At 71.5% G+C, this 25,612-nt stretch carries 21 protein-coding genes and 2 pseudogenes; 10 read left to right on the top strand and 13 right to left on the bottom strand.

All coding sequences use genetic code 11. The annotated features are described in order from the left end of the window. Positions 1-352: 352 nt before the first annotated feature. The 3 genes from ABEB03_RS00805 to ABEB03_RS00815 all read left to right on the top strand — a co-directional run bounded on the left by ABEB03_RS00805 (position 353) and on the right by ABEB03_RS00815 (position 4,273). A complete protein-coding gene (locus ABEB03_RS00805; protein ID WP_345639728.1) occupies positions 353-2,545 on the top strand; it encodes a sensor histidine kinase in 2,193 nt (730 codons plus the stop codon). Further along, a complete protein-coding gene (locus tag ABEB03_RS00810) occupies positions 2,542-3,777 on the top strand; it encodes a response regulator (RefSeq protein WP_345639731.1) in 1,236 nt (411 codons plus the stop codon). Before ABEB03_RS00805 ends, ABEB03_RS00810 begins: the two co-directional genes overlap by 4 nt. A gap of 103 nt (positions 3,778-3,880) precedes the next feature. Further along, entirely contained in the window at positions 3,881-4,273 is a 393-nt protein-coding gene (locus ABEB03_RS00815; protein ID WP_345639733.1) for a DUF2399 domain-containing protein, read from the top strand. A gap of 234 nt (positions 4,274-4,507) precedes the next feature. On the opposite strand, the pseudogene ABEB03_RS00820 reads toward ABEB03_RS00815, so the two are convergent. Continuing rightward, positions 4,508-4,705, bottom strand: a pseudogene (locus ABEB03_RS00820) (site-specific integrase); the annotation flags it as partial. A 184-nt stretch (positions 4,706-4,889) separates the two neighbouring features. Between ABEB03_RS00820 and ABEB03_RS00825 the strand changes: the two are divergent. From ABEB03_RS00825 to ABEB03_RS00840, 4 genes are all read left to right on the top strand, one after another. Further along, positions 4,890-5,489: an RNA polymerase sigma factor gene (locus ABEB03_RS00825; RefSeq protein ID WP_345639735.1), complete on the top strand. Its 600-nt coding sequence runs from the start codon at positions 4,890-4,892 to the stop codon at positions 5,487-5,489. Further along, positions 5,486-6,466, top strand: coding sequence for a CU044_5270 family protein (locus ABEB03_RS00830; protein ID WP_345639737.1), 981 nt, complete (start codon positions 5,486-5,488; stop codon positions 6,464-6,466). The genes ABEB03_RS00825 and ABEB03_RS00830 overlap by 4 nt, the downstream gene beginning before the upstream one ends. 340 nt (positions 6,467-6,806) lie before the next feature. Beyond that, on the top strand, positions 6,807-7,103 hold the full coding sequence (locus ABEB03_RS00835; RefSeq protein WP_345639739.1) for a hypothetical protein: 297 nt from the start codon (positions 6,807-6,809) through the stop codon (positions 7,101-7,103). A gap of 124 nt (positions 7,104-7,227) precedes the next feature. Continuing rightward, positions 7,228-9,309 carry an NAD-binding protein gene (locus tag ABEB03_RS00840; RefSeq protein ID WP_345640557.1) on the top strand — a complete coding sequence of 694 codons (2,082 nt, stop codon included), beginning with the start codon at positions 7,228-7,230 and terminating at the stop codon, positions 9,307-9,309. 235 nt (positions 9,310-9,544) lie between these two features. Here ABEB03_RS00840 and ABEB03_RS00845 read toward each other — a convergent pair whose 3' ends face one another. Next, the gene (locus tag ABEB03_RS00845; RefSeq protein ID WP_345639741.1) at positions 9,545-11,392 is read right to left on the bottom strand and encodes a S9 family peptidase; all 1,848 of its coding nucleotides are present in this window, start codon (positions 11,390-11,392) and stop codon (positions 9,545-9,547) included. Positions 11,393-11,535: 143 nt separating this feature from the next. On the opposite strand from ABEB03_RS00845, the gene ABEB03_RS00850 reads away from it, so the two are divergent. Next, positions 11,536-12,405: an SURF1 family protein gene (locus tag ABEB03_RS00850; protein WP_345639743.1), complete on the top strand. Its 870-nt coding sequence runs from the start codon at positions 11,536-11,538 to the stop codon at positions 12,403-12,405. A gap of 151 nt (positions 12,406-12,556) precedes the next feature. Here the strand turns inward: ABEB03_RS00850 and ABEB03_RS00855 are convergent, their stop codons facing one another. From ABEB03_RS00855 to ABEB03_RS00870, 4 genes are all read right to left on the bottom strand, one after another. Continuing rightward, positions 12,557-13,591: a hypothetical protein gene (locus ABEB03_RS00855; RefSeq protein ID WP_345639746.1), complete on the bottom strand. Its 1,035-nt coding sequence runs from the start codon at positions 13,589-13,591 to the stop codon at positions 12,557-12,559. An 83-nt stretch (positions 13,592-13,674) separates the two neighbouring features. After that, positions 13,675-14,343 carry a SigE family RNA polymerase sigma factor gene (locus ABEB03_RS00860; protein ID WP_345639749.1) on the bottom strand — a complete coding sequence of 223 codons (669 nt, stop codon included), beginning with the start codon at positions 14,341-14,343 and terminating at the stop codon, positions 13,675-13,677. Between the two features lie 451 nt (positions 14,344-14,794). Beyond that, positions 14,795-15,877, bottom strand: a complete 1,083-nt coding sequence (locus ABEB03_RS00865; protein ID WP_345639751.1) for an aspartate-semialdehyde dehydrogenase — start codon at positions 15,875-15,877, stop codon at positions 14,795-14,797. Further along, positions 15,877-17,154, bottom strand: a complete 1,278-nt coding sequence (locus ABEB03_RS00870) for an aspartate kinase (protein WP_345639754.1) — start codon at positions 17,152-17,154, stop codon at positions 15,877-15,879. Before ABEB03_RS00870 ends, ABEB03_RS00865 begins: the two co-directional genes overlap by 1 nt. A 450-nt stretch (positions 17,155-17,604) precedes the next feature. On the opposite strand from ABEB03_RS00870, the gene ABEB03_RS00875 reads away from it, so the two are divergent. Further along, positions 17,605-18,261 carry a TSUP family transporter gene (locus ABEB03_RS00875; RefSeq protein WP_425589165.1) on the top strand — a complete coding sequence of 219 codons (657 nt, stop codon included), beginning with the start codon at positions 17,605-17,607 and terminating at the stop codon, positions 18,259-18,261. An 86-nt stretch (positions 18,262-18,347) separates the two neighbouring features. Here ABEB03_RS00875 and ABEB03_RS00880 read toward each other — a convergent pair whose 3' ends face one another. From ABEB03_RS00880 to ABEB03_RS00890, 3 genes are all read right to left on the bottom strand, one after another. Next, positions 18,348-19,007, bottom strand: a complete 660-nt coding sequence (locus ABEB03_RS00880) for a DUF5063 domain-containing protein (RefSeq protein ID WP_345639759.1) — start codon at positions 19,005-19,007, stop codon at positions 18,348-18,350. Continuing rightward, positions 19,000-19,599, bottom strand: coding sequence for a recombination mediator RecR (recR, locus tag ABEB03_RS00885; protein ID WP_345639761.1), 600 nt, complete (start codon positions 19,597-19,599; stop codon positions 19,000-19,002). Before recR ends, ABEB03_RS00880 begins: the two co-directional genes overlap by 8 nt. Before the next feature lie 110 nt (positions 19,600-19,709). Beyond that, a complete protein-coding gene (locus tag ABEB03_RS00890; protein WP_028799186.1) occupies positions 19,710-20,054 on the bottom strand; it encodes a YbaB/EbfC family nucleoid-associated protein in 345 nt (114 codons plus the stop codon). A gap of 276 nt (positions 20,055-20,330) precedes the next feature. Between ABEB03_RS00890 and ABEB03_RS00895 the strand changes: the two genes are divergently transcribed. Next, the gene (locus ABEB03_RS00895) at positions 20,331-21,071 is read left to right on the top strand and encodes an SLATT domain-containing protein (RefSeq protein ID WP_345639764.1); all 741 of its coding nucleotides are present in this window, start codon (positions 20,331-20,333) and stop codon (positions 21,069-21,071) included. A gap of 125 nt (positions 21,072-21,196) precedes the next feature. On the opposite strand, the pseudogene ABEB03_RS00900 reads toward ABEB03_RS00895, so the two are convergent. The 4 genes and pseudogenes from ABEB03_RS00900 to ABEB03_RS00915 form a co-directional block, all read right to left on the bottom strand. Next, positions 21,197-22,201: pseudogene (locus ABEB03_RS00900) on the bottom strand (substrate-binding domain-containing protein); the annotation flags it as partial. Between the two features lie 58 nt (positions 22,202-22,259). Then, positions 22,260-24,350, bottom strand: coding sequence for a serine/threonine-protein kinase (locus ABEB03_RS00905; protein WP_345639766.1), 2,091 nt, complete (start codon positions 24,348-24,350; stop codon positions 22,260-22,262). A 79-nt stretch (positions 24,351-24,429) separates the two neighbouring features. Then, positions 24,430-24,909 (bottom strand): MarR family winged helix-turn-helix transcriptional regulator, encoded by a 480-nt coding sequence (locus ABEB03_RS00910; RefSeq protein WP_345639769.1) that lies wholly within the window; start codon positions 24,907-24,909, stop codon positions 24,430-24,432. Then, positions 24,906-25,523 carry a type 1 glutamine amidotransferase family protein gene (locus ABEB03_RS00915; RefSeq protein WP_345639771.1) on the bottom strand — a complete coding sequence of 206 codons (618 nt, stop codon included), beginning with the start codon at positions 25,521-25,523 and terminating at the stop codon, positions 24,906-24,908. Before ABEB03_RS00915 ends, ABEB03_RS00910 begins: the two co-directional genes overlap by 4 nt. Between the last annotated feature and the right edge of the window lie 89 nt (positions 25,524-25,612).

Here is a 25,612-nt window from a genome sequence, read left to right on the forward strand (position 1 = left end):
TGAACAGGGCTCCCAGCCAGCGGCTTCGAACCAGTGTTCTGTTGCACTCCGAGGCGACTGATCATAGTGGAACCCACCGACACCGCCGCCATCAGGGTGAGCAAAGAGCTCCCGCTCCACTCTGTCTGCCCAACGACGTCGAGACGCTGAAGACACGTTCGACTCGTCGGGATGGCGTCGCAAGATATCGGACAACTGGCCCCAGGAACCACGTGGTTCACCGTCGAACTGTTTGTAGAATCCCCTCACTTCACTGCGCTCCGCAGTGAAGCACAGCTGACAGTCACCAGAAGCGGGGGCACAGGTGAACTCCGAGAGCGCAGAGGCGTATCTCCGGCCTCGGGCCCGACTCATGAGCACGCTCGGCGAGGAACTGATCAGCAACGAGCGGGTCGCCCTGACCGAGCTCGTGAAGAACGCCTACGACGCGGACGCCAGCCTGGTGCTGATCCGTTTCAGCCCCCCACTCGAAGAGGGTGCTGGCTCGATTGAGGTCTGGGACGACGGCCACGGCATGTCGCCGGACACGGTGCGTGGCACCTGGATGGAGATCGCGACCTCGCACAGGCACCGACATCCGCACAGTGAGTCGGGGGGACGGCGTGTGCTCGGGGCCAAGGGTATCGGTCGGTTCGCCGCTGCCCGCCTGGCTCACGTCACCGCCATCACAACCCGGCGTGTGGGCGAGCCGGAGGTCACCCTCCGCATCGACTGGGGCAACTTCACGGAAGGTGACGCGTACCTCGACGAGGTTCCGATCTCCTGGTCCACGGCCGCACCTTCCGTCTTCAGGGAGGACGGCGAGGCGGAGCAGCACTTCTCCGAGATCGCCCGGGAGTTCACGACAGCTTCGACCGACGCACGTTCGGATCACGGGACCGTGGTGAGGCTTGAGGGGCTGCGTATGGAGTGGGGGCAGGAGGCCGTTGAGTCCCTCAAGCGCTCCCTGTCCCGACTTCTCCCTCCACCGCCTCCGGCAGAGCTGTCCGTGCCGGATCAGCCGGAGTTCGCGATCTACATCGAAATCCCCGACGGTCCGCTGCGCCATCTCGCCGGCTTCGTGGCGGCCAGCGAGGCGCTGGCCCACCCGCGCTACCGCCTGATCGGGAGCGTGGACACTGCCGGGAACGCCCACCTGGCCGTCTACGCCGGCGGCGACGAGCCGGTGGAAGTCGTCGAGGAGAACCTTCGGAAGGATTCGGACAGACCGTCCTGCGGCCCGCTGAAGTTGGACTTCCGCGTGTGGGACCTTGAGAAGTCGGCACTTCAGCCGCTCTTCCATCTCGACACGGGCGCGAGAAACCTCACCGAGGTGCGGAAGCTGATCAAGGACAACAGCGGTGTGACCCTGTACCGGGACGGGTTTCGCGTCCAACCCTTCGGGGAGCCGGGGTTCGACTGGCTCGGTTTCGACCAACGACGCGTCAACAACCCGACGATGCGGTTGTCCAACAACCAGGTGGCGGGATTCGTCTACATCTCGGCGGACGACAACCCCGGGCTCCAGGACCGTTCCCACCGAGAAGGACTCATCGACAGCCCGGAGTACGAGGAACTGAAGACGGTCATACTCCAGGCAATAACCAGACTGGAGATCCAGCGCTACAAGCTGCGCCGTCCCGAGCCCATCGTGCAGCCGGGGGCCGGCCTCCTTACCGGCCCGCCCGGTGGGCGAGGCCACGGGGTGTTCCAGAGCTTCAGCCTGGAGCCGCTCCGCCAAGTCGCCGCCGAGCGGTACCCGAACGACGTCGTCCTGGGCCGGGCCATCGAAGAGGCCACGGAGACGATCAACGAGGGGGTCCGCAAGGTCCAGGAGATCATCGCCCAGTTCTCCAGGCTCGCGACACTGGGCACCCTCGTCGACGTCGTACTCCACGACGGTCGGACGGCCTTGGCACGCATGGCCTTCGACCTACGCCAACTCGGCAAGATCACGAAGAAGGTGGAGGAACTCGACGCCGAGCTGTCCGCCGCGCTGGTGGACCTGCGAACGGACTTCACCGCACAGGAGAGGGCCATCGACCGGCTCTTCACCCGCATCGAGCCACTCAGCGGGCGGCAGCGGGGACGCCCACGCGAGCTCTCCCTCCACCAGAGCATCTCCGAGGCGGTCTCCGTTCTGGAATCGGAGATCACCAGGCACCGGGTGGACGTCACGGTCGGCGGGGAGGACGTGACGGTCACCGCCGAGCCGGGAGACATCAGAACACTCGTGCTCAATCTCGTGAGCAACGCGGTGTACTGGCTGTCCACGACGCCCGACGGGACAGAGCGCGCGGTTCTGATCGAGACCGAGCGCACCCGGGAGGGTGGGGCGGACGTGGTGGACATCACGGTCAGCGACAGCGGTCCCGGGGTGCGCGAGGAGATCAGGGAGCTGATCTTCGACACCTACTTCAGTGACAAGCCGGACGGCATCGGTCTCGGCCTCAGCATCGCAGGCAGCGTCGTGAAGGACTTCTACGACGGCGACCTGTGGCTGGTCAGCCCCGGCCCCCTCGTCGGCGCGAGTTTCCGGGCACGACTGCGAAGGAGAGTTGGGTGACGTCACCAGACGTTGCGTATCGGGTACTCATCGTCGACGACGACGCCAGAATGGCGGAGCAGCTCCAGGAGCTGCTGACCGACGAGCTGGAGGACCTGGGAGTCATCCACTTCGAAGCCGAGCAGGACTTCGCCGCCGCCGAGGAGCGGCTGAGCCATTCGGACTTCGACCTGGTCATCCTCGACGTCCGGGACGCGTCCGATGGCAGTCCCTCCGCGGACATAGAAGGGCGTGGGCGCGAACTGTACGAGCGGATCGCCAGGATCCGCTGGGTACCAGTGGTGTTCTTCACTGGTGTTCCCGAGCAGGTGCGTGCTCTGGAGGAGCCTCCGCTCATCCGCGTGGTGACGAAGAACGCTCTGGACGACATCGCCCCCGCAGTGCGGGACGGCCTGGTGTCCGGTGTGTCGGCGCTGACGCGTCGCATCTCGGGGCTGGTCGAGGACTATGTCCGCAACTTCATGCGTGATGTCGTTGCTCCGCACTGGAACGAAATGGCGGGCGCCGACCAGAACGAGATCGTCCCGGTCATCGTCAACCGCCTCGCCGCCTGGCTCAGGGAGAACGGTCTCCACAAGCTTGACCAGACCGTGGAAGGCGACCTCGCCGCTGTGGCGGCACGGCCCTCGGCGGCACGGGTCTACCTGATGCCTCCCGTCACCCACCACCTCACGGCGGCCGATCTCGTGGTCGACCCCGACGGCGGTTGGTGGCTGGTTCTCACACCAGCCTGCGACCTGTATGAAGATCACCCGGACTCGAACGTGGCGAAGCCTCGCACCGCCAAGGCCCATTACGTACGCCTGGCCAGGGCCGACCGGGTCTTCACCGAGGACGAGAAGCGCTCCGAGTCTCCGGCCATCTCCGCGTGGCATGCAAGCTCCAAGGGCAGCAAGGACAAGGCCCAGGCCCAGCGCGCCTTCAGAGTCGACGACAACCGCTACCGTGCGCTCCCCCGGTACCTCGACATCCCGCACCTCGTGATCGACTTCGAGAACGTCAAGTCTGAAGAGCTCGATGAAGTACGAGCCTGGAAGCGGGTCGCCACACTCGACAGCCCCTTCGCGGAAGCGATGCTGATCGCCTACAGCCGATCCGTCGGCCGCATCGGTACACCGGACGTCAGCTTCGACGACGTGCAGGTGCAGCTGGAACTCATGAAGGCCAAGCCCGCAAGCGTTCCGGCCCAGGTTTCCACCTCCGCGCCGCGTGGAGAGGTCGTCAGGGACTAAAGACCTCACGATCTGGATTCCTGTTCGTGATCCCGGATGGGAACCGTCACCTCAGACGGCAGCCGGTCATGAGGACGGGACCGAGGAGAGCTGGATTGGTCGAATGTCGACAGCCGCGGCGGACGTGGCCCGCATCCAGCCCCTCGTGTGCACGTCCGGCAGCGCGGCCACGGTGGTCTTCACGCTTCTCGATGCCCCCGCCACCACGGGCTGCCGCTTCGCGTACCACGGCGTCTTCGACGGGCCCGGGATCGCTCTGGCCAACCGGGTCGTCCGTCGTTACGAAGCCCGGCCGTGTTGCATGAGCACCGCGGATTACGAGCGTCTGGCTGCGCGCAGCCAGACTGAGGGCATACGTCAACTGGCGCTCAACAACCAACCAATCAGAGCGGACAGGAACCCGGATCTCGCCCCCGCCATGACCGCCATCGGCGTCGCGCTCCATGAGGAGGCCACTCTCGACCTTCTGGTGGACGACCTGTCACGTCAGACATAGGGACGTCGGCGCCAAGCTGGGCTCTGGGAGCCGTCTGGGAGCCGACCCGCTCCCCAAGCCCCCTCGGCGCCAACCGGCACTGCCCCACCCCAACACCCTGACCAGGCAAAACAGCAAATCGACCGGTGGCGATCATGTCCGAACCTCATTCGGGACGAAGAGGTCGTGGGTTCAAATCCCGCCACCCCGACAGTGAAACACCAGGTGAGGCACCTACCGACTTCGGTAGGTGCCTCACCTGTTTCGTGTGCGTGTCCATCTGCGTGACCCCCGCTTCGGGGACCGCTTGAAGCTCCCGTCCATGACGACGGCACCGGTCTGGATCACCGGGCGGATCTGCTCGCGGTACACCTCCTCGGTCACGGCAGTGCCGGAGTGCCCGACGAGCCGAGAGATCTCCTCCAGCGGGACACCCTGGTCGGAGAGCAGGGACTCGCTGCAGGTACTGCTCACGGGCGGGGTGTACGACACCGGGTACGCACGGGGGATGCCGGCGCGGCTGATCCCGTAAGGTCGCGCCCGCTCCCTGAGAAAGTCCTGTGCGGCCGTGAACTCTTCGCGGGGCAGCGGGGAACAACGGGTGACACGCTCGACCCCACCCGCTGACGGAGGACCCGTGACCGGACCACCGGCGCCCGACCCCGGCGACGAGCGCGACGGCCATGTCATCGCGCAGTCCCTGGAACATCCGGAGCTGTTCGCCCGGCTCTACGACCGGTACGCACCCGACATCCACCGGTACGCGGCCCGGCGCCTCGGCGACCACGCGGCGGACGACGTCACGGCCGACACCTTCCTGACCGCGTTCCGGGTACGTGCCCGCTACGACGCCTCGCGGGCCAGTGCCCGGCCCTGGTTGTACGGGATCGCCGCGCACCTCGTCGGCAAGCAGCGCCGGAAGGAAGTACGCGGTCTGCGGGCGCTGGCCAGGACCGGCCAGGACCCCGTCGCGGCCGGCTGGGTCGAGGACACCGCGGACCTGGTCGCCGACCGCGCCCCGCTCGCGGACGCGCTCGCCGCGCTGTCCGCCGCCGACCGGCATGTGCTGCTACTCGTGGCCTGGGCCGACCTGACCTACCAGGAGGTCGCCGAGGCGCTCGGCATACCCGTCGGGACCGTGCGGTCCCGGCTCAACCGGGCCCGCCGCAAGGTACGGGCCGCGCTGGGTGCCGACCCGGCGTTTCTGGGCGAAATGGCGGAGGTGGTCCGGCCGTGAACGTGGACGAGATGAAGGACGTACGCGAGTTCCGGGCCGGGGCGCCGAAGCCCGACCGGGCACGGCTCGCCGAGGGGCGGGACCGGCTGAGCAGCGCCGCGGGGCGTGGCCGGGGAGGCAGGCTGCGGGCCGACTGGCGGCTCGCAGCGGTCGGGGCCGCCGCCGCGCTCACCGCGGTGGCCGTGCTGGCCTCCGGCCTCGGAGGGGGCGGCCACAGCGACGTGGAGCCCACGGTGCCGGCCGGGACGCGGACGGTACAGGGTTCGGTGAAGGAGGTGCTGGAGCGGGCCGCGACCACGGTGGAGCGGGCTGATCCGTCGCCCACACCGCACGCGGGCCAGTGGATCTACGTGAAGAAGCTCTCGGCCAGTCCCGGAATCTGGCCCGAGAGCGCCGCCCCCCAGCCCGAGCCGGAGCCGGAACCTCATGAGCACTGGGCACGGTACGCGGACCCGCGCTTCGAGAACGGCAAGGAGGGCGACGACCGCTCCATGCGCGAACGGCTCCGCTTCCTCGACGAGTTGCCGGACGACCCGGCCGCCGTGCTGAGGAAGGTCCGCGCCTACTACCCGCCCGGGAAGAACAGCCACGAATCCGAGGCGGAGCAGGACATGGGTGCGCTCAGTGTGCTGTTCGCGTCCCAGCCCATCCCGCCGCAGGCGCTCGCCAAGCTGTACCGCGCGCTGGCCGCAGTCCCCGGCGCCGAGGTCACCGATCATCTCGTACGGGACCTCGCGGGCCGGGACGCCCTCGCGGTCGGGCACGACGAGAAGGGACAGAAGATCCGCCGCGAGATCCTGATCGACCCGCACACATACCAGTACCTCGGTGACCGATGGATCGTCGTCAAGGACTACAAGGACACGTTCCCGGGCGCGGACGACACCCCTGACCGGCCCTGGAAGGCGGGCGACCTCATGTTCCAGAACGCGTTCCTTGCCACGGGAGTCGTCGACCACAAGGGCGACCGCCCCTGACATCCGGCGGGGGCGCCGAAGCTGTTCGCACGGACGACGAGATTGCGCGCGTGCTCGACGGCATCAAGGCTCCACCGCCGGCGGACGTTCCTCCCCTGCTCGTGGATTTTGCCGGAAGGCAATCCAAAGGGGCGCCTTCGTCGTACCCATAAGGAGAGCCGCAGCCCGGGGTACGGCCCGGTCCGCCCGTTCGCGTGCGGCGGGGATCGTGTCTGTGAGACCCGCTCCTCGTCCCTGCGGGGCGGCGTCCGCCACCACGCCGATCGGGCCCTGCGGCTGCGGCTGTCGATCTCGTGCGGCCGAGAACCGCGCGAGACGATGGAGGGAAGGTGCATCCATCATGCGAGCACATCGCGCGAGGCGTCTGGCCGCGGTGGCCGCGGTCGGCCTTCTGACGGTCGGGGGCGCCGCGGTCGGCACGACGGGGACGGCCATGGCCGCAACCCCCGCCGTCCACACCCAGGTGACCGACCGGTGCGGCGACGGCTGGGGCGGCTGGGGCGGAGGCTGCTTCGACCACCGCTTCGACCACCGCTTCGACCATCGGTTCGACCACCACGGGTTCCGCTTCGATCACCGCTTCGACCACCAGGGCTCCTTCTTCCACCACGGAGGCTTCGTGATCGTCGTGCTGTAGCACTCCCCCACGGGCCCGGTCCGGGGCGCCGGTCCCGTGGTGTGGAACCGGCTGTCCCGGTAGGGCAGTCTTCTCCTTCGTGAATCTTCCGTCTCAGAGTGCGTCGGTCGACGGCGTCGCGCCCATGGTCGTGGCCGGGGACGACGCCCTCGCCCACCGGCTGGCCGCCGAGTTGCGCGGGGTGTACGGCGAGCAGGTGACGCTGGTCGTGCCGAGCACCCAGCGCAGTGTGCGGCCACCCGTGGTCGGGCGGGCACGGGCCACCGCGCTCCTCGACCGGGTGACCGCCGCCGTGAACCGGGCCTCCGGCAACGGGGACGGGAACGGGAACGGGACCCGGGGCGCCGAACCGGCCGGCTCCGGGCGGCTGTTGGAGGCCGCCGAGGTCTCCGAGGCCGTGCTCACCGAGGCGGGTGTCGAGCGGGCCGCCGCGCTCGCGCTCGTCTATGACGACGACGAGACCAACATCCGGGCCGCGCTCACCGCCCGGCGGCTCAACCCGCGCATCCGGCTGGTGCTGCGCCTCTACAACCGGCGCCTCGGCCAGCACATCGAGGCCCTCCTCGACCAGGCGTCGGCGCTGGCCACCGCGGGAGCCGACGCGGCCGCCGGAGCCGACGGCGCAGGCGAGACGCTGGACGCGACCGCCACCGTCACCGTGCTGTCCGACGCCGACACCGCCGCGCCCGCGCTGGCCGCTACCGCCCTCGCCGGGACCAGCAAGGTCGTCCAGACCGACGGGTTGATGCTGCGCGCGGTCGAACGGCCGCCCCCGGGGCCCGGACAGGTCGCCGACCCCGGGCTGTGCACACTGGCCCTCCTGTCCGCGACCGCCAACGACCCGGCCGGCGCCGACGGTTCCGAGGGCAGCGGCGCGCACGGCCCCCAACTCCTGCCCGACGAAAGGGCGGTGGCCGCCGCGACCGGGCGCGCCACCGTCGTACTGGAGAACGTGTCGTACTCCGGTCCCCCGCTGCCCGCCGGGCGAAGTGTCGTGCCCTTCGGCTCGCTGCTGTCCCGTCGGCTTCGGTGGTCGTTCGCCGGACTCGTCGCCTGTGTCGTCGGCCTCGCCGTCGCGTCGATGGTGGTCACCGGCGAACACCCGTTGCGGGCCACCTATCTGACCCTGCTCGACCTCTTCGCCATCAACGACCCCGCCGTCGGGCAGCCGGTGGGGCGGCAGATCCTCCAGCTCTTCTCCGGGCTCGTCGGGTTGCTGCTGCTGCCCGTGCTGCTGGCCGCGGTGCTGGAGGCGCTCGGTACGTTCCGCAGCGGGTCGGCGCTGCGACGGCCGCCGCGCGGGCTGTCCGGGCACGTGGTGCTGCTCGGCGTCGGCAAGATCGGCACGCGTGTGCTGGCGCGCCTGCGGGAGCTGCACATCCCCGTGGTGTGCGTCGAGGCCGACCCCGAGGCGCGCGGGCTCGCTCTGGCGCGGCGGCTGCGGGTGCCCGTGGTGCTCGGCGACGTCACCCAGGAGGGTGTGCTGGAGGCCGCCAAGATTCACCGCGCCGATGCGCTGCTCGCGCTCACCAGCGTGGACACCATGAACCTGGAGGCCGCGTTGTACGCGCGGACCGTGCGGCCGGATCTGCGGGTCGTGCTGCGGCTGTACGACGACGACTTCGCTACCGCCGTGTACCGCACGCTGCGGGCCGCGCATCCCGGCGCCCTCACCCGGAGCCGGAGCGTCTCGCATCTGGCGGCGCCCGCGTTCGCCGGGGCGATGATGGGGCGGCAGATCCTCGGGGCGATTCCCGTCGAGCGGCGGGTGCTGCTCTTTGCCGCCGTGGATGTGGGCGGGCATCCGCAGTTGGAGGGGCGGACCGTGGGGGAGGCGTTTCGGGCGGGGGCGTGGCGGGTGCTTGCGCTGGATACGGGGGTGAGGGACCGGAGGGCGGGGGCCGACGGTGCCGGGAGGGCGGGGTCCGGAGGGTCTGGGGGGTCCCGCGGCTCTGGGGGGTCCGGAAGCGGTGCAGCGTCTGGGGGGTCCGGGGGCTCCGGGTCCGTGTCAGGGTCCGGCTCCGGGCGATCCGGAGGATCCGGGGTGGCCTCGGCCGGGCGGGGGGCCGGGGTGGGGTCCGGGCTTGTGTGGGATCTTCCTGCCGATTACGTGCTGCGGGGTGAGGACCGGGTGGTGCTTGCCGCTACGCGACGGGGGCTGGCCGAATTGTTGGGGCGGCGGGGGCGGGAGCGGGCGTCCACGTAGGCCCCTCCGGGCTGAGCCGAGTGCCGTGGGCCCTCACGGGCTTGCCGGGGTGCCGTGCGGGTGGCGCCGTGCGGGTGGCGCCGCCCCGGGGGTGTTCGCCCCCTCGCCCCTACCCGTCCCGTTGCCCTGGGGGCCGCCGCCCCCAGACCCCAGCGTCGGCCCGGACGGCCTCGTCCTCGAGCGCCGGACGGGCTGAAGGGAGCCGTCGACGCTCAAGGCGAGGAGACCGGTGTCGTCAGTCCGTCAGGTGGCGCTGGGCGAAGTCCAGTTCCAGGCGGACCTGCTTGATGCGTTCGTCGACGACCAGGGAGCCGTGGCCGGCGTCGTAGCGGTAGACCTCGTGGACGGCGTCTCGGGCGGCGAGGCGGGTGACGTAGTTGTCGATCTGGCGGATGGGGCAGCGGGGGTCGTTGACGCCCGCGGAGATGTAGACGGGGGCCTTGACCGCGTCGACGTAGGTGAGGGGGGAGGACGCCTCGAAGCGTTCGGGGACCTCCTCCGGGGTGCCGCCGAGGAGGGTGCGGTCCATGGCCTTCAGGGCTTCCATCTCATCGTGGTACGCCGTGACGTAGTCGGCGACGGGGACGGCGGCGATGCCGAGGGTCCAGGCGTCGGGCTGGGTGCCGAGGCCGAGGAGGGTGAGGTAGCCGCCCCAGGAACCGCCGGTGAGGATCAGGCGGTCGGGGTCCGCGAGGCCCGAGGTGACCGCCCATTCGCGGACGGCGGCGATGTCCTCCAGCTCGATGAGGCCGACGCGGTGCTTGAGGGCGTCGGTCCACGCGCGGCCGTAGCCCGTGGAGCCGCGGTAGTTGACCCGGACGACCGCGTACCCGTGGTCGACCCAGGCTGCCGGGCCCGCCGCGAACGAGTCGCTGTCGTGCCAGGTCGGGCCGCCGTGGATGTCGAAAACCGTGGGCAGCGGGCCCGTGGTGCCGGCCGGCTTCTGGATCAGGGCGTGGATGCGTCCGCCGGGGCCCTCCACCCAGACGTCCTCCACGGGCACCGATCCCGGGGACTTGAGGCCGGGCGGGTCCAGCACGACCTCGCCGGTCGTGGAACGGACCACGGACGGCTCCGCGGCCGACGACCACAGGTACTCCACGGTGCCGTCAGGGCGCGCCGTCGCGCCGGACACGGTGCCGGGCGGGGTGGGCACCCGGGTCAGCTCGCGGGACGTGAGGTCGTACCGCCACAGGTCGCTGCGTGCCTCGAAGCTGTGGGCGACGAGGAGCGCGGAACCGTCCGGATACCACTCGGCGGCCACGTCTCCGGGCAGGTCGAGGCCGAGGTCCGTCTCCTCGCCGGTGGTCACGTCCCACACGAGCGGCTCCCAGCGGCCGCGCCGCTGGTGCCCGATGAGGAGCCGGCCGTCCCCGTCGACCGGGGCGAAGCCGAGCACCTCCAGGCCCAGCTCGACCGTGCCGCCCTTGGTGTCGTCGAGCTCCGCGACCGTCGACCCGTCCGGGCGCAGGACGCGCAGCGCCGAGTGCATCGCATCGCCGTGCTCGGTGTGCTCGATCGCGACGAGCGAGCCGTCGTGCGAGAGGTCGCCGACGCCGGCCGACTCCCGGTGCCGGTAGATCTCCACGGGGGTCTCGCCGGTGCGCGCCACGTGGATGGTGGATCCGTCCTCGTCCGTGGAGCGGCCCACGACGGCGGTGCGCCCGTCGCGGGCGATGGCCAGTCCGGCCGGGTACGAGGGGTCGAGACCCGGCACGGCAGGCTCGTCGGCCCGCGCCTGCGGGTCACCGCCGGCGCTCCCGGGGGCTCCGGCGGTGAAGGAACGGCGGCGCCAGATGCCGAACTCGTCGCCGTCCTTGTCGTCGAACCACCAGATCCACTCGCCGTCCGGCGAGAGCACTCCGTCCGTCGTGCCGTTCGCCCGCGAGGTGACCTGGCGCTGCTCTCCCGTGGCGCGGTCCCAGGCGTACAGCTCGTACGTCCCCGTCGCGTTCGAGACGAACAGGGAGCGGTGCGGGGCGTCCTCCGCCCAGTCCGGCAGCGACACCCGCGGCGCCCTGAAGCGCTTCTCCCAGTCGGGCATGGCTGCCTGCTGCTCCTTGGACCTGCTGCTCTCAGTCATGGCCCCATAGTGCCTGGCCGGGCGGGGTCTTCGCCGACACGGTCCCCAGCCTGTGGACAAACCCCGTTCGCCGGGGCCCGGCGGGCGCGGTGGCGGCGACCCCGCGGCCCGCCCGTGCGCACGGGCCCCGTACCGTGGAAGGCGTGTACCGGTTCCTGCTGACGCCCCGCTGGTGGGGGATCAACGTCTTCGTGCTGTTGGCCATCCCCTTCTGCGTCTTCATGGGGTCATGGCAGCTGGGACGTTTCGAGGACCGGGTCGCGGACCATCGGACGGCGAGCGACCTGGCCGCGGAGGCCGGGACCTCGTCGCCCCGCCCGCTGGCCGAACTGCTGCCCGTGGACAAGGCGACGTCCGGCAAGCAGGCCACCGCGACCGGGCAGTACGGCAGGCAACTGCTCGTGCCCGGCCGTGAGCTGGACGGCGAGCGCGGGTACTACGTCCTGACCATGCTGCGGACCGATGGCGGTGCGCTGCCGGTCGTGCGGGGCTGGCTGCCCGGTGACGCGGACCCGGCGAAGGCGCCGGCCGCGCCGACGGGCGAGGTCACCGTGACGGGCGCGCTTCAGGCGTCCGAGAGCCCCGGGTCCAACGGCGTCAGCTCGGCCGGTGGTCTTCCCGCCGGGCAGACCGGCGCGATCAGCTCCGCGTCGTTGGTGAACCTGGTGCCGTACAAGAAGGTCTACGAGGCGTGGATCACCCTCGACAAGGCCGACGGCGGGATGAAGGCGGTGCCCGCGGCGGCTCCGCAGAACACCGGCCTGGACCTGAAGGCGTTCCAGAACCTCGGCTACACCGGCGAGTGGTTCGTCTTCGCGGGCTTCGTCGTCTTCATGTGGTTCCGGCTGCTGCGCCGCGAGGTCGAGTTCGCGCGGGACGCCGAGCTGGGCATCGTCCCCGAAGGGGCCGGCAGCGGGTCGGAGTCCGGGTCCGGGATCGAGTCCGGGATCGACGGGGAGGGCGGGGTCCCTGCCGGGGGCAGCGCTCCGGCCTCGTCGTCGACGACCGCCTGAGTCCTTCGGACGGCCGTCCGGGCCCTCGGACCGCCCGGCACCGCGGCGGTGGCCCCGGGACGGCCCGGCAGCCCCGGGTACCGGGCTTCACAGCACGGGACGGCTCGCGGCAGGACGAGGAGACGGCTGCGCGAGGCGCCGTCCGCGTCGCTCAGGACGTCAGGACGCCTGTGTGGTAGACGGTGCCCGCGCACGCGTTGGAGACGGTCGTCGAGGCCGTCGCCCCGCCCGTCGTCGCCGTGTTGGACACCGCGACGCTGCCGTCGGCCACCCCGTCCTCCGTGACGAGCTGCGGCGCGACGCCGCCACCGTCGGTCGCACCGGTGCTGCCGGTGTCGCCGGCGCCCTCGGTGGGCGTCGGGTCCGGTGAGGGCTCCGAGGTGGTGGGACAGGTCTCCGAGGGCACCCAGGCGAACTTCACCACGTACGTCGCGCCCGGCTGGAGCACCAGGGAGGCGACCTCCGTGGACGGGTCCGGCAGCCCGGTGGCCGCGTCGCCCGCCACATGCGTCGACACGCCGACCTTGGCGGGGTCCGCGGCGCCCGCGGCGGACGCGTTCACCGTGCCCGCGCCGGTGACCGTGCAGCTGGCGGCGGAGATGTTCGAGAAGGTGAAGGAGCCGTAGACCGCGCCGGTGGAGTCCGGGACGCCTACGGCGCTGGTGCCCCCGCCGATCTGCTCGGTCGTGCAGGCGGGCGTGGACGCGGCCGAGGCCGTCGGGTCGACGCCGCCCGTGGTGGCGCCGCCGCCGGTGCTCTTGCCCGTGCCGGGCGTGCTCTTGCCGCCCTCCTTGCCCTTGTCCTTCGAGGTGCCGGAGGAGCCGCCCGTCGCCTTCTCGTGGCCGTCCGTGCCCTTGCCCTGGCCCGTTCCGCCCTGTGCCTGCGCGGTGTTGCCCGCGATGGACGGGTCGGCGTTCGATCCGGCGGAGTTCGAGACGTGGACGAAGGCGGGGATGGCCGTGCCGATGAAGAGCGCGGCCGCGGCCATGCCGACGACGGCCTGCCGCTTGCGGGCCCGCCTGGCCGGAACGGCACGACGCAGGTGGTCGAGGGTGCCGTCGGTGGGCTCGATCTCCTGGACGGCCTGGTGGAGCAGCCGGCGCAGTGCCAGTTCGTCGGAGCCGAGCCCGTCGGGTCCCTGTCCGCCCGTCTGTTCCTCGGACTGTCCGTCGGGGCCGTGGTTCACAGTTCCGTTCCCAGCGTGCGATTGCTTGTGCTCGTGCTCGTGGCGCCGACCAGCGTCGGGGCTCCACCGCTCGTCGTGCCCACTCATGCCGGGGCCTCCATGGCGATGCGGAGCGCGGCGATGCCGCGGGAGCCGTACGCCTTGACCGAGCCCAGCGAGATACCGAGCGTGTCGGCGACCTGGGCCTCGGTCATGTCCGCGAAGTAGCGCAGGACCAGGACCTCGCGCTGACGGCGCTGGAGCCCCTTCATGGCCTTGATCAGCGCGTCGCGCTCCAGCTGGTCGTAGGCGCCTTCCTCGGCGCTCGCCATGTCGGGCATCGGCTTCGACAGAAGCTTGAGGCCGAGGATGCGCCGGCGCAGCGCGGAGCGCGACAGGTTGACGACGGTCTGCCGCAGATAGGCGAGCGTCTTCTCCGGGTCACGGACGCGTTTGCGCGCCGAGTGCACCCGGATGAAGGCCTCCTGGACGACGTCCTCGCAGGAGGCGGTGTCGTCGAGCAGGAGCGCCGCGAGGCCGAGGAGCGACCGGTAGTGGGCGCGGTAGGTCTCGGTCAGATGGTCGACGGTGGTACCGGCGGCCATGCTGTCGTCGGAGCCGTCACGCTGATTCGGTATGCGGGCGGGCCGCGCTGCGGGCATGGGCGCGATCACCGGCATGCCGCCGGGCGCGCCGGGGCTGCGGAGTCGGCGGGGTGGACGCAGGGCTGTGCCCCTCGTCTGGACCGCAGTGAAGTCGAGTACCTCTGCCACGCCTGTTTGACACGCGTACCCCCGGCAGGGTTGTACGCGACGGGCGTCACATTCGCGTCGGTCGGCACAGTGGCCGGAAGCAGACCCTCCGGAGCACCCCCTGGTACGCCTGCGGGACCGCCGGCCGGGACGCTTCTCAGCGCGCCTGACACTGCACTAAATGCCCTCATGCGTACCAGCTCTTCCCCTATGCCCCATGTGCCGTGCCGCCCCCGGACACCCCTGAATGGCGACCGCAAAGACGCTCCCCGCCCTCCGCGCGGTTGCGGAGGACGGGGAGGAAAATCTTCGGACGCCCACGGGGGCGGATTCAAGTGGTCCGGACCATATTTCGATCACTGGACTCACACAGATCCTACAAATGAATCCCCCGACGGCCACCGAGATTCCGGCTGCCGGACGCCGGGGACGCAGAACCTTGCGGAAGCCGCACACACCCAGGAGGCAGAACCTACGCCCCGATGATCTCCGCCGCCACCAGCTCGGCGATCTGAGCGGTGTTCAATGCGGCACCCTTGCGCAAGTTGTCCCCGCACACAAACAGTTCGAGTGCGGTCGAATCGTCCAGAGCCCGGCGGACTCGGCCGACCCAGGTCGGGTCCGTGCCCACCACGTCGGCGGGAGTGGGGAACTCGCCGGCGGCCGGGTCGTCGAACAGCACGACCCCCGGCGCTGTGGCGAGAATCTCCCGCGCCTTGGCGACGGTGACCTCGCCCTGGAAGCGGGCGTGGACGGTCAGTGAGTGCGTGGTGACGACGGGTACGCGCACGCAGGTGACGGCCACCTTCAGCGCCGGCAGCCCGAGGATCTTCCGGGACTCGTTGCGGACCTTCATCTCCTCCGAGGACCAGCCGTCCTCGGCGAGGGACCCGGACCACGGCACCACGTTCAGCGCGACGGGCTCAGGGAAGGGCCCGGTGTTGTCGCCCACGGCCCGCCGTACGTCACCGGGGCTGGTGCCCAGTTCCGTACCGGCGACGAGCGACAGCTGCTGGCGCAGGGTCTCGACCCCGGCCCGGCCGGCGCCGCTGACCGCCTGATAGCTGGAGACGACCAGCTCGCGCAGCCCGAACTCGGCGTGCAGCGCACCCAGCGCCACGATCATCGAGAGCGTGGTGCAGTTCGGGTTGGAGATGATCCCGCGCGGACGCATGCGCGCGGCGTGCGGATTGACCTCGGGGACGACGAGGGGCACGTCCGGGTCCATCCGGAAGGCTCCGGAGTTGTCGACGACGACCGCGCCCTTGGCGGCGGCGATCGGCGCCCACTGGGCGGCCACCTCGTCCGGTACGTCGAACATGGCGACGTCGACCCCGTCGAAGGCCTCCTCCGACAGCGCCACGACCTCGACCTCCTCGCCGCGCACGGCCAGCTTGCGGCCGGCCGAGCGCGGGGAGGCGATCAAGCGGATCTCGCCCCAGATGTCCGCGTGCTGGGACAGGATCTGGAGCATGACCGTGCCGACCGCTCCGGTCGCTCCCACGACCGCGAGCGTCGGCGCCAAGGACCTCTTGGGTCCCACGGACCCGGCCATCAGCGGCCGGTGCCTCCGTAGACGACGGCCTCGTCGCTGTCGGAGTCGAGTCCGAAGGCGGTGTGGACGGCGCGGACGGCCTCCGGGACGTCGTCGGCACGGGTGACGACGGAGATGCGGATCTCGGAGGTGGAGATCAGCTCGATGTTCACGCCCGCGTCGGACAGCGCCTCGAAGAAGCCGGCCGTGACACCCGGGTTCGTCTTCATGCCGGCACCGACGAGGGAGATCTTGCCGATCTGGTCGTCGTAGCGCAGGGAGTCGAAGCCGATCGCGGTCTTCGCCTTCTCCAGGGCGTCGATGGCCTTGCGGCCCTCGGTCTTGGGGAGGGTGAAGGAGATGTCCGTCAGACCGGTGGAGGCCGCGGACACGTTCTGCACGACCATGTCGATGTTGATCTCGGCGTCGGCGATGGCGCGGAAGATCGCGGCGGCCTCGCCCGGCTTGTCCGGAACGCCGACCACCGTGATCTTGGCCTCGGAGGTGTCGTGCGCGACACCGGAGATGATGGCCTGCTCCACCTTGCGGTCCCCTTGCTGAATCGGCTCGTTGCTGACCCAGGTGCCCTGGAGTCCGGAGAAGGACGAGCGCACGTGGATCGGGATGTTGTAGCGGCGGGCGTACTCCACACAGCGGTGGAGCAGCACCTTGGAGCCGGAGGCCGCCAGCTCCAGCATGTCCTCGAAGGCGATCCAGTCGATCTTCCGGGCCTTCTTGACCACGCGCGGGTCGGCGGTGAACACGCCGTCCACGTCGGTGTAGATCTCGCAGACCTCGGCGTCGAGGGCCGCCGCCAGCGCGACGGCGGTCGTGTCGGAGCCGCCGCGGCCGAGGGTGGTGATGTCCTTCTTGTCCTGCGAGACGCCCTGGAAGCCGGCGACGATGGCGATGTTGCCCTCGTCGAGGGCCGTACGGATACGGCCCGGCGTGACGTCGATGATCCGCGCTTTGTTGTGGACCGAGTCGGTGATGACACCTGCCTGGCTGCCGGTGAAGCTCTGGGCGCTGTGGCCCAGGTTTTTGATCGCCATCGCCAGCAGGGCCATGGAGATCCGCTCCCCGGCGGTCAGCAGCATGTCGAACTCTCGTCCGCTGGGCATCGGAGATACCTGCTCGGCGAGATCGATCAGCTCGTCCGTCGTGTCGCCCATCGCGGAAACGACGACGACCACCTGGTGGCCGTTCTTCTTCGCTTCCACGATCCGCTTGGCGACGCGCTTGATGCCCTCGGCATCGGCTACGGAGGAGCCTCCGTACTTCTGCACGACAAGGCCCACGTGCGCTCCTCGCTCAATCCGTCTCTGCACCGCACAACTGCGGTCGGCTCAGTTTAACGAGCGGCCGGATTTCCCCTCCGAGATATCGCATCGTGAGATGTCCCGCTCACGACGTGATCACTCGGACCAACGGACCGACGGAGTCGTCAGGGCTCCTCGGGCGGGGCAGGTCCGGCCGCTCCGACACGGCACCTGCCCGCGGGCCGGCCGCGCCACTCCGGAAAGTGCCCCGTGTCACACGGGAGGGCGGCGATCCGGCCGTCCGCGGCGGCCCGTCCACCCCTCCCGAGCGATGTCCGGGCCTCCCGAGCGACGTCCGGCCTGCACAGGTGTTGATCGCGCGGTGCCCGCGGGAAGACGCTGTCGGGCGTGACGGGTGGTGGTTGGGCGGACAGTCTCCTGCTCGGCGGGATCGTGCTGCTGGGGTCGGGCGTGCAGTGGCTCACCGGCATGGGCTTCGCCCTGGTGGCCGTGCCCGCGCTGGTGCTGCTGCTCGGGCCCGCGGAGGGCGTCGTCCTCGCGAACTGCGCGGCGGGCGTGATCAGCGTGGTCGGACTCGCGGGCGGCTGGCGGCGGGTGCGGCTCGGCGCGATGGTGCCGCTGTGCGCGGCGGCGGCGTGCACCGTCCCGGCCGGGACCTGGCTGGCCCGGCGGCTCCCCGAGCCCGCGCTGCTCGCCTGCATGGGTGCGCTGGTCACGGTGGCGGTGGCGCTCGTGATGCGGGGCGCCCAGATGCCCGCCCTGCGCGGCGGCGGGGGCGCGGTGGCCGCGGGGGCCCTGGGCGGGTTCATGAACTCGGCGGCCGGGGTGGGCGGCCCTCCGGTGTCCCTGTACGCCGTCAACGCGGGCTGGACGGTACGGGAGTTCGTGCCGAACGCGCAGTTCTACGGGGTGCTGGTGAACGCGTTCTCGGTGGCCGCGAACGGGGTGCCGCGGCTCGGCCCGCCGGTGTGGGCGCTCGCGGTCGCGGGGATGGTCGCGGGATCCCTGGCTGGACGGGCCCTCGCGCGATGGCTGCCCGAGAGACGGGCCCGGCTCCTGGTCCTGGGGCTCGCACTGGCCGGCGGGGTCACGACGCTGGGCAAGGGACTGTGGGAGCTGCGGTGACGACGCCGACGGCGGCCCGCACGGGCGGGCTGCCGTCGTGGCCTGCCGCGGTCGCAGCCGGCGGCCGCCGTCACGGGCGGCTGTCGCTACTTGACTGGGCGCAGGCCCAGCGGGCCCGCGATCTCCTCCACCATGACCTTGCCGGCCTCCTCGGCGAGCGCGTCGTCGCCGAGGTCCTGGTCGGTGTCCAGGCCGTTCAGGTCGTCCAGGGGCTGGTTCAGGCGCACGTGCGCCACCACGGACTGGAGCGCGCGCAGGGCGGCCGAGGCCGTGGAACCCCAGTTGGAGAAGTACGAGAACTGCCACCACCACAGGGCCTCCGTGGTGCGGCCGGCGCGGTAGTGGGCCATGCCGTGACGGAGGTCGGTGATGACGTCGGCGAGGTCGTCGGAGATCCGGCAGGCGACCGGCGCCTTGCGGGGCTCGTACGGGTCGAAGACCTCCGAGTACACGTCGATCGGGTCCAGCATCACGGCGAGGCGCTCGCGGAGCTCGTCGACGTCCGGCTCGGGGCCCAGATCGGGCTCGTAGCGCTCCTCGGGGACGATGTCCTCGTGTGCGCCGAGACGGCCGCCGGCCAGGAGGAGCTGGGAGACCTCCAGGAGGAGGAAGGGCACGGCCGAGTCCGGCTCGTCGCCCTTGGCCACCTCGGTGACGGCGACCAGGAAGCTCTCTACCTGGTCCGCGATCTGGACCACGAAGTCGTCGGGGTCCTGACTGGTCGCGTGCAGCGTGGCGTCAGACATCTAGGAGTCGTCTCCCCTCGAAGGCGCGGCCGAGCGTGACCTCGTCCGCGTATTCCAGGTCGCCACCCACCGGGAGGCCGCTGGCCAGGCGGGTGACCTTGAGGCCCATGGGCTTGATCATGCGGGCGAGGTACGTGGCCGTGGCCTCGCCCTCCAGGTTCGGGTCGGTGGCGAGGATGAGTTCCGTGACCGTGCCGTCGGCGAGACGGGCCAGCAGTTCCCTTATCCGCAGGTCGTCGGGGCCGACGCCCTCGATGGGGCTGATCGCGCCGCCCAGCACGTGGTACTTGCCGCGGAACTCGCGTGTCCGCTCGATCGCGACGACGTCCTTGGGCTCCTCGACCACACAGATCACCGAGGTGTCGCGGCGCGGGTCGCGGCAGATGTTGCACAGCTCTTCCTGCGCCACGTTGCCGCAGGTCGCGCAGAAGCGGACCTTCGCCTTGACCTCCATGAGGGCCTGCGCGAGGCGCCGCACGTCCGTCGGCTCGGCCTGCAGGATGTGGAAGGCGATCCGCTGCGCGCTCTTGGGACCGACGCCGGGGAGCCGCCCCAGTTCGTCGATGAGGTCCTGGACCACGCCTTCGTACAACGGACTGCCTTTCCTGGTTCCTGAATCCTGCTTCGTCCCTGTGCGTACGGTAGTTGGCTGCCGCCCGTCTTAGAAAGGCAGGCCGAGCCTCAGAACGGCACGCCCGGTTCTCAGAACGGCAGGCCGGGGATGCCGCTGCCGCCGCCGAGGCCCTGGGTGAGCGGGCCGAGCTTCTGCTGCTGAAGCGTCTGGGCGTTCTCGTTGGCCGCCTGGACGGCCGCGACGATCAGGTCGGCGAGCGTCTCCGTGTCCTCGGGGTCGACCGCCTTCGGGTCGATCACCAGGGCGCGGAGCTCACCGGAGCCCGTCACGGTCGCCTTCACCAGGCCGCCGCCCGCCTGGCCGTCGACCTCCGTCCGCGCCAGCTCCTCCTGCGCGTTCGCGAGGTCCTGCTGCATCTTCTGGGCCTGCTGGAGCAGCTGCTGCATATTGGGCTGGCCACCACCGGGAATCACGATCAGCTCCTGGTTTCGAGTACGGCTGAGTGGACCGTTTTTCCTGTCCAGCTTGAGCCTACGTGCTCGACCGGCCCGTCGCCCAAGCACTCTTTCGAGTGAGAGCGTCGGGAGTCCTATACCTGATCAAGACCCACTTCCGGGCGGAAAAGCGATGAAACCCGGTCCATCGCCACCCATTGGGCGGTAGGAAGGGTCCGGCGCTTTTGCACCAGGCGTCACACGACGTCACACGCCGTCGTCACTGCCGTCACCGTCGTCAGTAGGGAGTGCCGGGTGAGTCAGCCGGAGATGCAGCCCGAGGGGCCGCCCCAGGACGGGCGGGGCGACGGGGCGGCCGAGCTGGTGCCGGGCGATCTGACCGGCCGGCCGTTCCCGCTGGGGGACTGGGGCGAACCCGCGGAGCGGCTCCACGAGCTGTACCGGTGGGTGGAGCGCGGCGCACTCGACACGGCCTCCTGGTACCTGTCCGACCGTGTGTGGAAGCGGCGCGGGGCGCGGGTGCTGCGCTGCGGGGCGGCTCTCGGGGCCGTGTCCGGGGCGGCCGCTCCGCTGCTCGATCTCACCGGGGTGGTGGGCGGGGTCGCCCCCTGGGGCTATCTGGCGCTGCTCCTCGGGGTCGCGTGCGTGGCCGGTGACCGGTTCTTCGGGGTGACCTCGGGGTGGATAAGGGACGTGGCCACGGCCCAGGCCGTGCACCGGCGGCTCCAGGTCCTCCAGTTCGACTGGGCGTCCGAGAGCGTGCGGGAGGTCCTCGGGCCGACGGAGGGGACGGCCGGAGAGGCCGCGGAGCGGTGTCTCGGCGTGCTGCGGCGGTTCTGCGAGGACGTCACGGAGCTGGTGCGGGCGGAGACGGCGGACTGGATGGTCGAGTTCCGGACGGGGTCGGCGCCCATGGGGATCCAGTCGTCGCTGTCGGGCGCGCCGCGCACCGAGGCGGTGCCCCCGGGGCGCAGCCCGCTGCCTCCGGGCGCACGGCCGAACATGCCGCGGCAGCGGCCTCCGGAGCCCCGCTAGGCCTGCGGAGCCCCGCTGGGCCCGCGGGCCCGGGCGGGCCCGGGCGGGCCCGGGCGGGCCGCCGATCCTCGTCGGCCCCCTCGATCCCGGCTGGGGTCGCCGGTGCGTGTCGCGTGTGCCGGCCGTCAGCCCTCGCCGCAGATCCGCAGTCCCACCGGTGTCCCGCACGGCAGGTGCCCGTGCGTGCGGATCACGTCCTGGCCGCCGCCCCGGCTGACATAGGAGAGGAAGCTGGAGGCGAGGGAGTCTGCGGGCGGCCGGCCGAACGTGTAGGCGTACTCGATCTCCCGGTACGGGTACGCCGAGGAGCCGTGCTCCAGCGCCTCCACGGACGGAGTGTGGCCGTCCAGGGTGAGCTGGTGCAGGCCACGGCGGCCGGTGGCGTTGTTGAGTTCGCTGTAGCCGATCGCCCCTGGCAGCCGGGCGACCGTACTCAGCACCTGTTCGGTGGAGTCGAGTTCGCAGCGCACGACCGGCGCGGTCGCATCGTCCTTGTGGACGCAGTCCAGCGAGGAGTTCGCGATCTCGCCCCGCGCGAGCACGCGCCGCTGGAAGACCTGCCGGGTACCGGAGTCGGCGTCACGACTGACCAGCAGGACGGGCCGGTCGGGTCCGCCGAGCTGCTTCCAGTTCCCGATCTCGCCGCGGTAGAGGCGCCGTACGTCGTCGAGGGAGAGGTTCTTGATCCCGATGTCGTCGTTGACGACGAGCGCGAAGACCGAGACCGCGACCCGGTTCTCGCGCAGCTCCGGAAAACCGCTCGGCTTGGGGCCGTCGGAGAGGGCGACGACGGCCGGGGATCCGCTGCCCGACCTCGCGCCCGCGGCGGCGAGTTCGCGTACGCCGGCCGTGCTGCCGTGCGGGTCCACGCTGACGGTGGCGCCCGCGCAGTCCTCCTCGTACTTCTCGGCGAGTTCGCGCATCACCGGTTCGAAGGCGGTGGAACCGGTGACCTCGAGGGTGCCCCGCTCGCAGCCGATCGGGGGCGGGCTGTCGTCGCGCAGCACGACGATCAGCGCGAGCGTGACGACGCACACCGTCAGCAGCACGGTGATCAGCCGGGCGGCACGGCTGAACAGCGGCGGCTGATCGTCGGGGTACGACCTGGCCCGGGAACCCCCGGATACGCGAGGTGAACTTCGACGAGGTTTCACAGCAGGCGAGTTGGAGCTCCCTCCCGGGGTGCTTTCAGCCGCCCTTCGTGTACGTCAGGGCCTCGCCCGAGTCCTTGTTCACGCGGCGCAGCCGGCCGTCCGAGAGGAGGGTGACCTCGGAGGCCGCGCCCGGCGAGCAGGACGTGGCCGGCTCTCCGACGGTGACGTCGGAGGCGCTGATCTCCAGAGGGCCGCCCGCGGAGGGCTCCTCGGCGAGCCTGGCCTCGAAGACGCAGTGGTAGGTGCCGCTGCCGGCCGGGCCGTCCGCGACGAGGGACAGCACGGTGTCCCCGACCTTGCCCTGCTGGATGGTGAGCCGGCGGGTGTTGTGTCCCGTCGCGTTGTCGATGCTGGTGTTCCAGGTGCCGAGGAACTCGTCCGGGATGGTGCCGTCCGTCGACTCCTGCGCGCTGGGCGACTCGGAGGCCGTGGACGGCTCCGTGGTGCTCGGGCCCGGCGTGGTGGGCGCGCCTGAGGCGGACGCCGACGCCTTGGCGTCGTCGTGGTCCTTGTCGCCCCCGGTGCCCTTCATCAGCGCGTAGACGCTGCCGCCCGCGCCGAGCGCGACGACCAGCGCCACGACGATCAGGAGGGCGGTGGACCGGCCGCTTCTGCGCGGGGGTTCGGGCGGCAGCGGGGCGACGCCCGGTCCGTACGGGGGTGTGGCGCCGCCCGGTCCGTACGGCGGCGTCGCGCCACCGGGGCCGTACGGCGGGGCGACGCCCGGCCCGTACGGAGGCGTCGAGCCGTACGGAGCCGGCTGTCCGCCCCAGCCGCCCTGCTGCGGATAGCCGTACCCGGGGTGGGGCGCGGCGGGGCCGGTGGGCTGGGGGTGCTGCTGCGGATGCTGCTGAGGGTGCTGCTGGGGATAGCCGTACGCGGGGTGCACGGTGGCCGGCGGGGCGGCCGGAGGGGGTGTCCGGCCCGCGCCCGCCACCATCGTGGGCAGGTGGTCGAGCGGGGCGGGCTGCCCGGGTGCGGGCGGGGTGGCGCCCTCCTCGGCCGCGGCCGGGGCATGCTCCGGCGGGGCCTCGGGCGAAGCACCGGGTGGGGTGGCCGGCTGCCCGGGCGGGAGTGCGGGCGGTGCCTTCGAGAGGTCGGGGGCCGGGGGCGCGGCGGGCAGCGCGGGCGTCGGCGCGGCGGGCAGCGCCGGCGGCACGGGAGGCGCTCCGGCCGGCAGGGCGGGCAGCTGCGGCTGCCCGTCGTCGGGGTTCTCGGTGTCCAGCAGCTGCACCGCGTGCCGGCCGAGCTGGGCCACCAGCGCGCTCGGCAGCCACGGGTCGCGGGTGCGGCCGTCCGAGACGGTGTCCTCCGCGCCGGTGCGCTCCAGCACCTGGGCGAGGCTCGGCCGGGCGGCGGGGTCCTTGCGCAGACAGTCGCGCACGAGGTCGGCGAGCCCCTCGGGTACGCCTTCGAGGTCCGGCTCCTCCTGCGCGATGCGGAACATCATCGCGTGCACCCCGCTGTTGGCCGCCCCGAAGGGCAGGGCGCCCGTGGCGGCGTACGAGAGGACCGAGCCGAGGCAGAACACGTCGCAGGCGGGCGTGACCCGGTCGCCGCGGACCTGCTCGGGGGCCATGAAGCCGGGTGAGCCGACGAGCGCGCCGGTGCGGGTGAGGCCGCCGTCGGTCACCGTCTCCAGGGCCCGCGCGATCCCGAAGTCGATCACGCGGGGGCCGTCGATGGTGACCAGGACGTTCGACGGCTTGAGGTCGCGGTGGATGAGACCCGCGGCGTGGATGTCCTGGAGTGCGTGCGCGAGGCCGGCGGCGAGGATGCGGACGGAGCGCTCGGGCAGCGCGCCGTGGTCGTGGCCGACGACGGTCTGCAGGGACGGCCCGGCGACGTAGCCGGTGGCGAGCCACGGGATCACGGCCTCGGTGTCCGCGTCGAGCACCGGGGCGGTCCAGTACCCGCCGACCCGTCGCGCGGCCTGCACCTCCTGCCGGAAGCGGGCCCGGAACTCCTCCTGCTCCGCGAGTTCCTCGCGCACCAGCTTGACCGCGACGGTGCGTCCCCGGTCGGACCGGGCGAGGTACACGTGCCCCATCCCGCCCGCGCCGAGCCGAGCCAGCAGCCGATACGCCCCGATCCGCTGCGGATCCCCCGCCCCCAGCTTCTCCATGCCCGCGCCCACCTTCCCCCGTGTGTGTGCAACAGACCGAGGATAATCCGGTCGTACGGGGAGGTGGGTGGGGCGGTGTCTACGGTTCCGTAACAGCGCGTGGTGATTCGGTGACGTTGGCGGCGAGCTCGTCGAGGACCGTCGACAGGCGCTCCAGGACGCGTACCGCCTCGGCCAGCCCGTCTTGGCCGAACGCCTCGGCGAGCCGGTCGGCGAAGGCAGCGTGCCCGGGGTCGATCCGCGCGATCGCGGCGCGGCCGGACTCCGTCGGGGAGAGCAGCTTGGCGCGCCGGTGGGCCGGGTTGGGCAGGTACCGGGCCAGCTCCTTGTCCACCAGCAGGTCGGCGATGCGCTGCACGCTCTGCCGGGTGATGCCCATGACCCGGGCGATCCCGGAGACCGGAAGCGGTTCGGTGAGCACGGCGCCGAGCACCTGCCACCAGGCGGCGGTCAGCCCGGCCGGGCGGGCGAGGTCCTCGGCGACGGAGAGGAACTGGCCGTTCAGGCGGAAGACTCCGAGGGCGCTGCGGCTGAGCAGGTCCTGGTGCTCGCCGCTCACCGGGCGGCCTTCTCCAGGACGGCGTACGCGTCGGCGTCGGAGTCGTGGAACAGCCGGTACCAGGCGTCGAGAACCTCGCCCTCGTACACCCCGAGCAGGCGGAACACCTCGCGGGCGAACGCGACCGGTTCGGTGGGGCCCGCGGTGACGAGCGCGCCGTCCGTGACGGCGTCGGCGTCCACGTACCGCTCGGTGCCCGCGTAGCCGGTGGCGGCGAGGTAGAAGGACACGGCGCTGGTGTGGGCGCGGTCGTCGAGCAGGCCCTCACGTGCGAGTCCCGCCGTCGCACCGCAGATCGCGGCCACGGGCACGGGCACGTCGGCGTCGAGGAACGTGCGTGCCGTGCGGGCGAAGGGGGCGAGGTCGTCGCCGGAGTCCCACAGGTCCGCGCCGGTGAGGACGAGCAGCGAGCTGTCCTCGGGGCGGAGCTCGTCGAGGGCGAGGTCGGGGTGGATGCGGATCCCGCCCATGGTGGTGACGGGTTCGCGGGTGGGGCCGACGGTGCGGATCTCGTAGCCGGCGCGGGCGAGGTGCGCGGTCGTGTGGCCGGTCTCCCAGTCGGCGAAGGTGTCGTAGACGGCGAGGTGGACGGGCTGGCGCGGGGTGCTGCTCATGGCTCCTCCTCGGGTTCTGCTTGATGTAAGCATACTGTCAATTGGACAGCATGCTGTCAATGTGTTCGCTTCGCTGTCGTTCCGTTGTG

Origin of the sequence: Streptomyces siamensis (assembly GCF_039543605.1) — a bacterium.
In the GTDB taxonomy this organism is placed as follows: Bacteria; Actinomycetota; Actinomycetes; order Streptomycetales; family Streptomycetaceae; genus Streptomyces; species Streptomyces siamensis.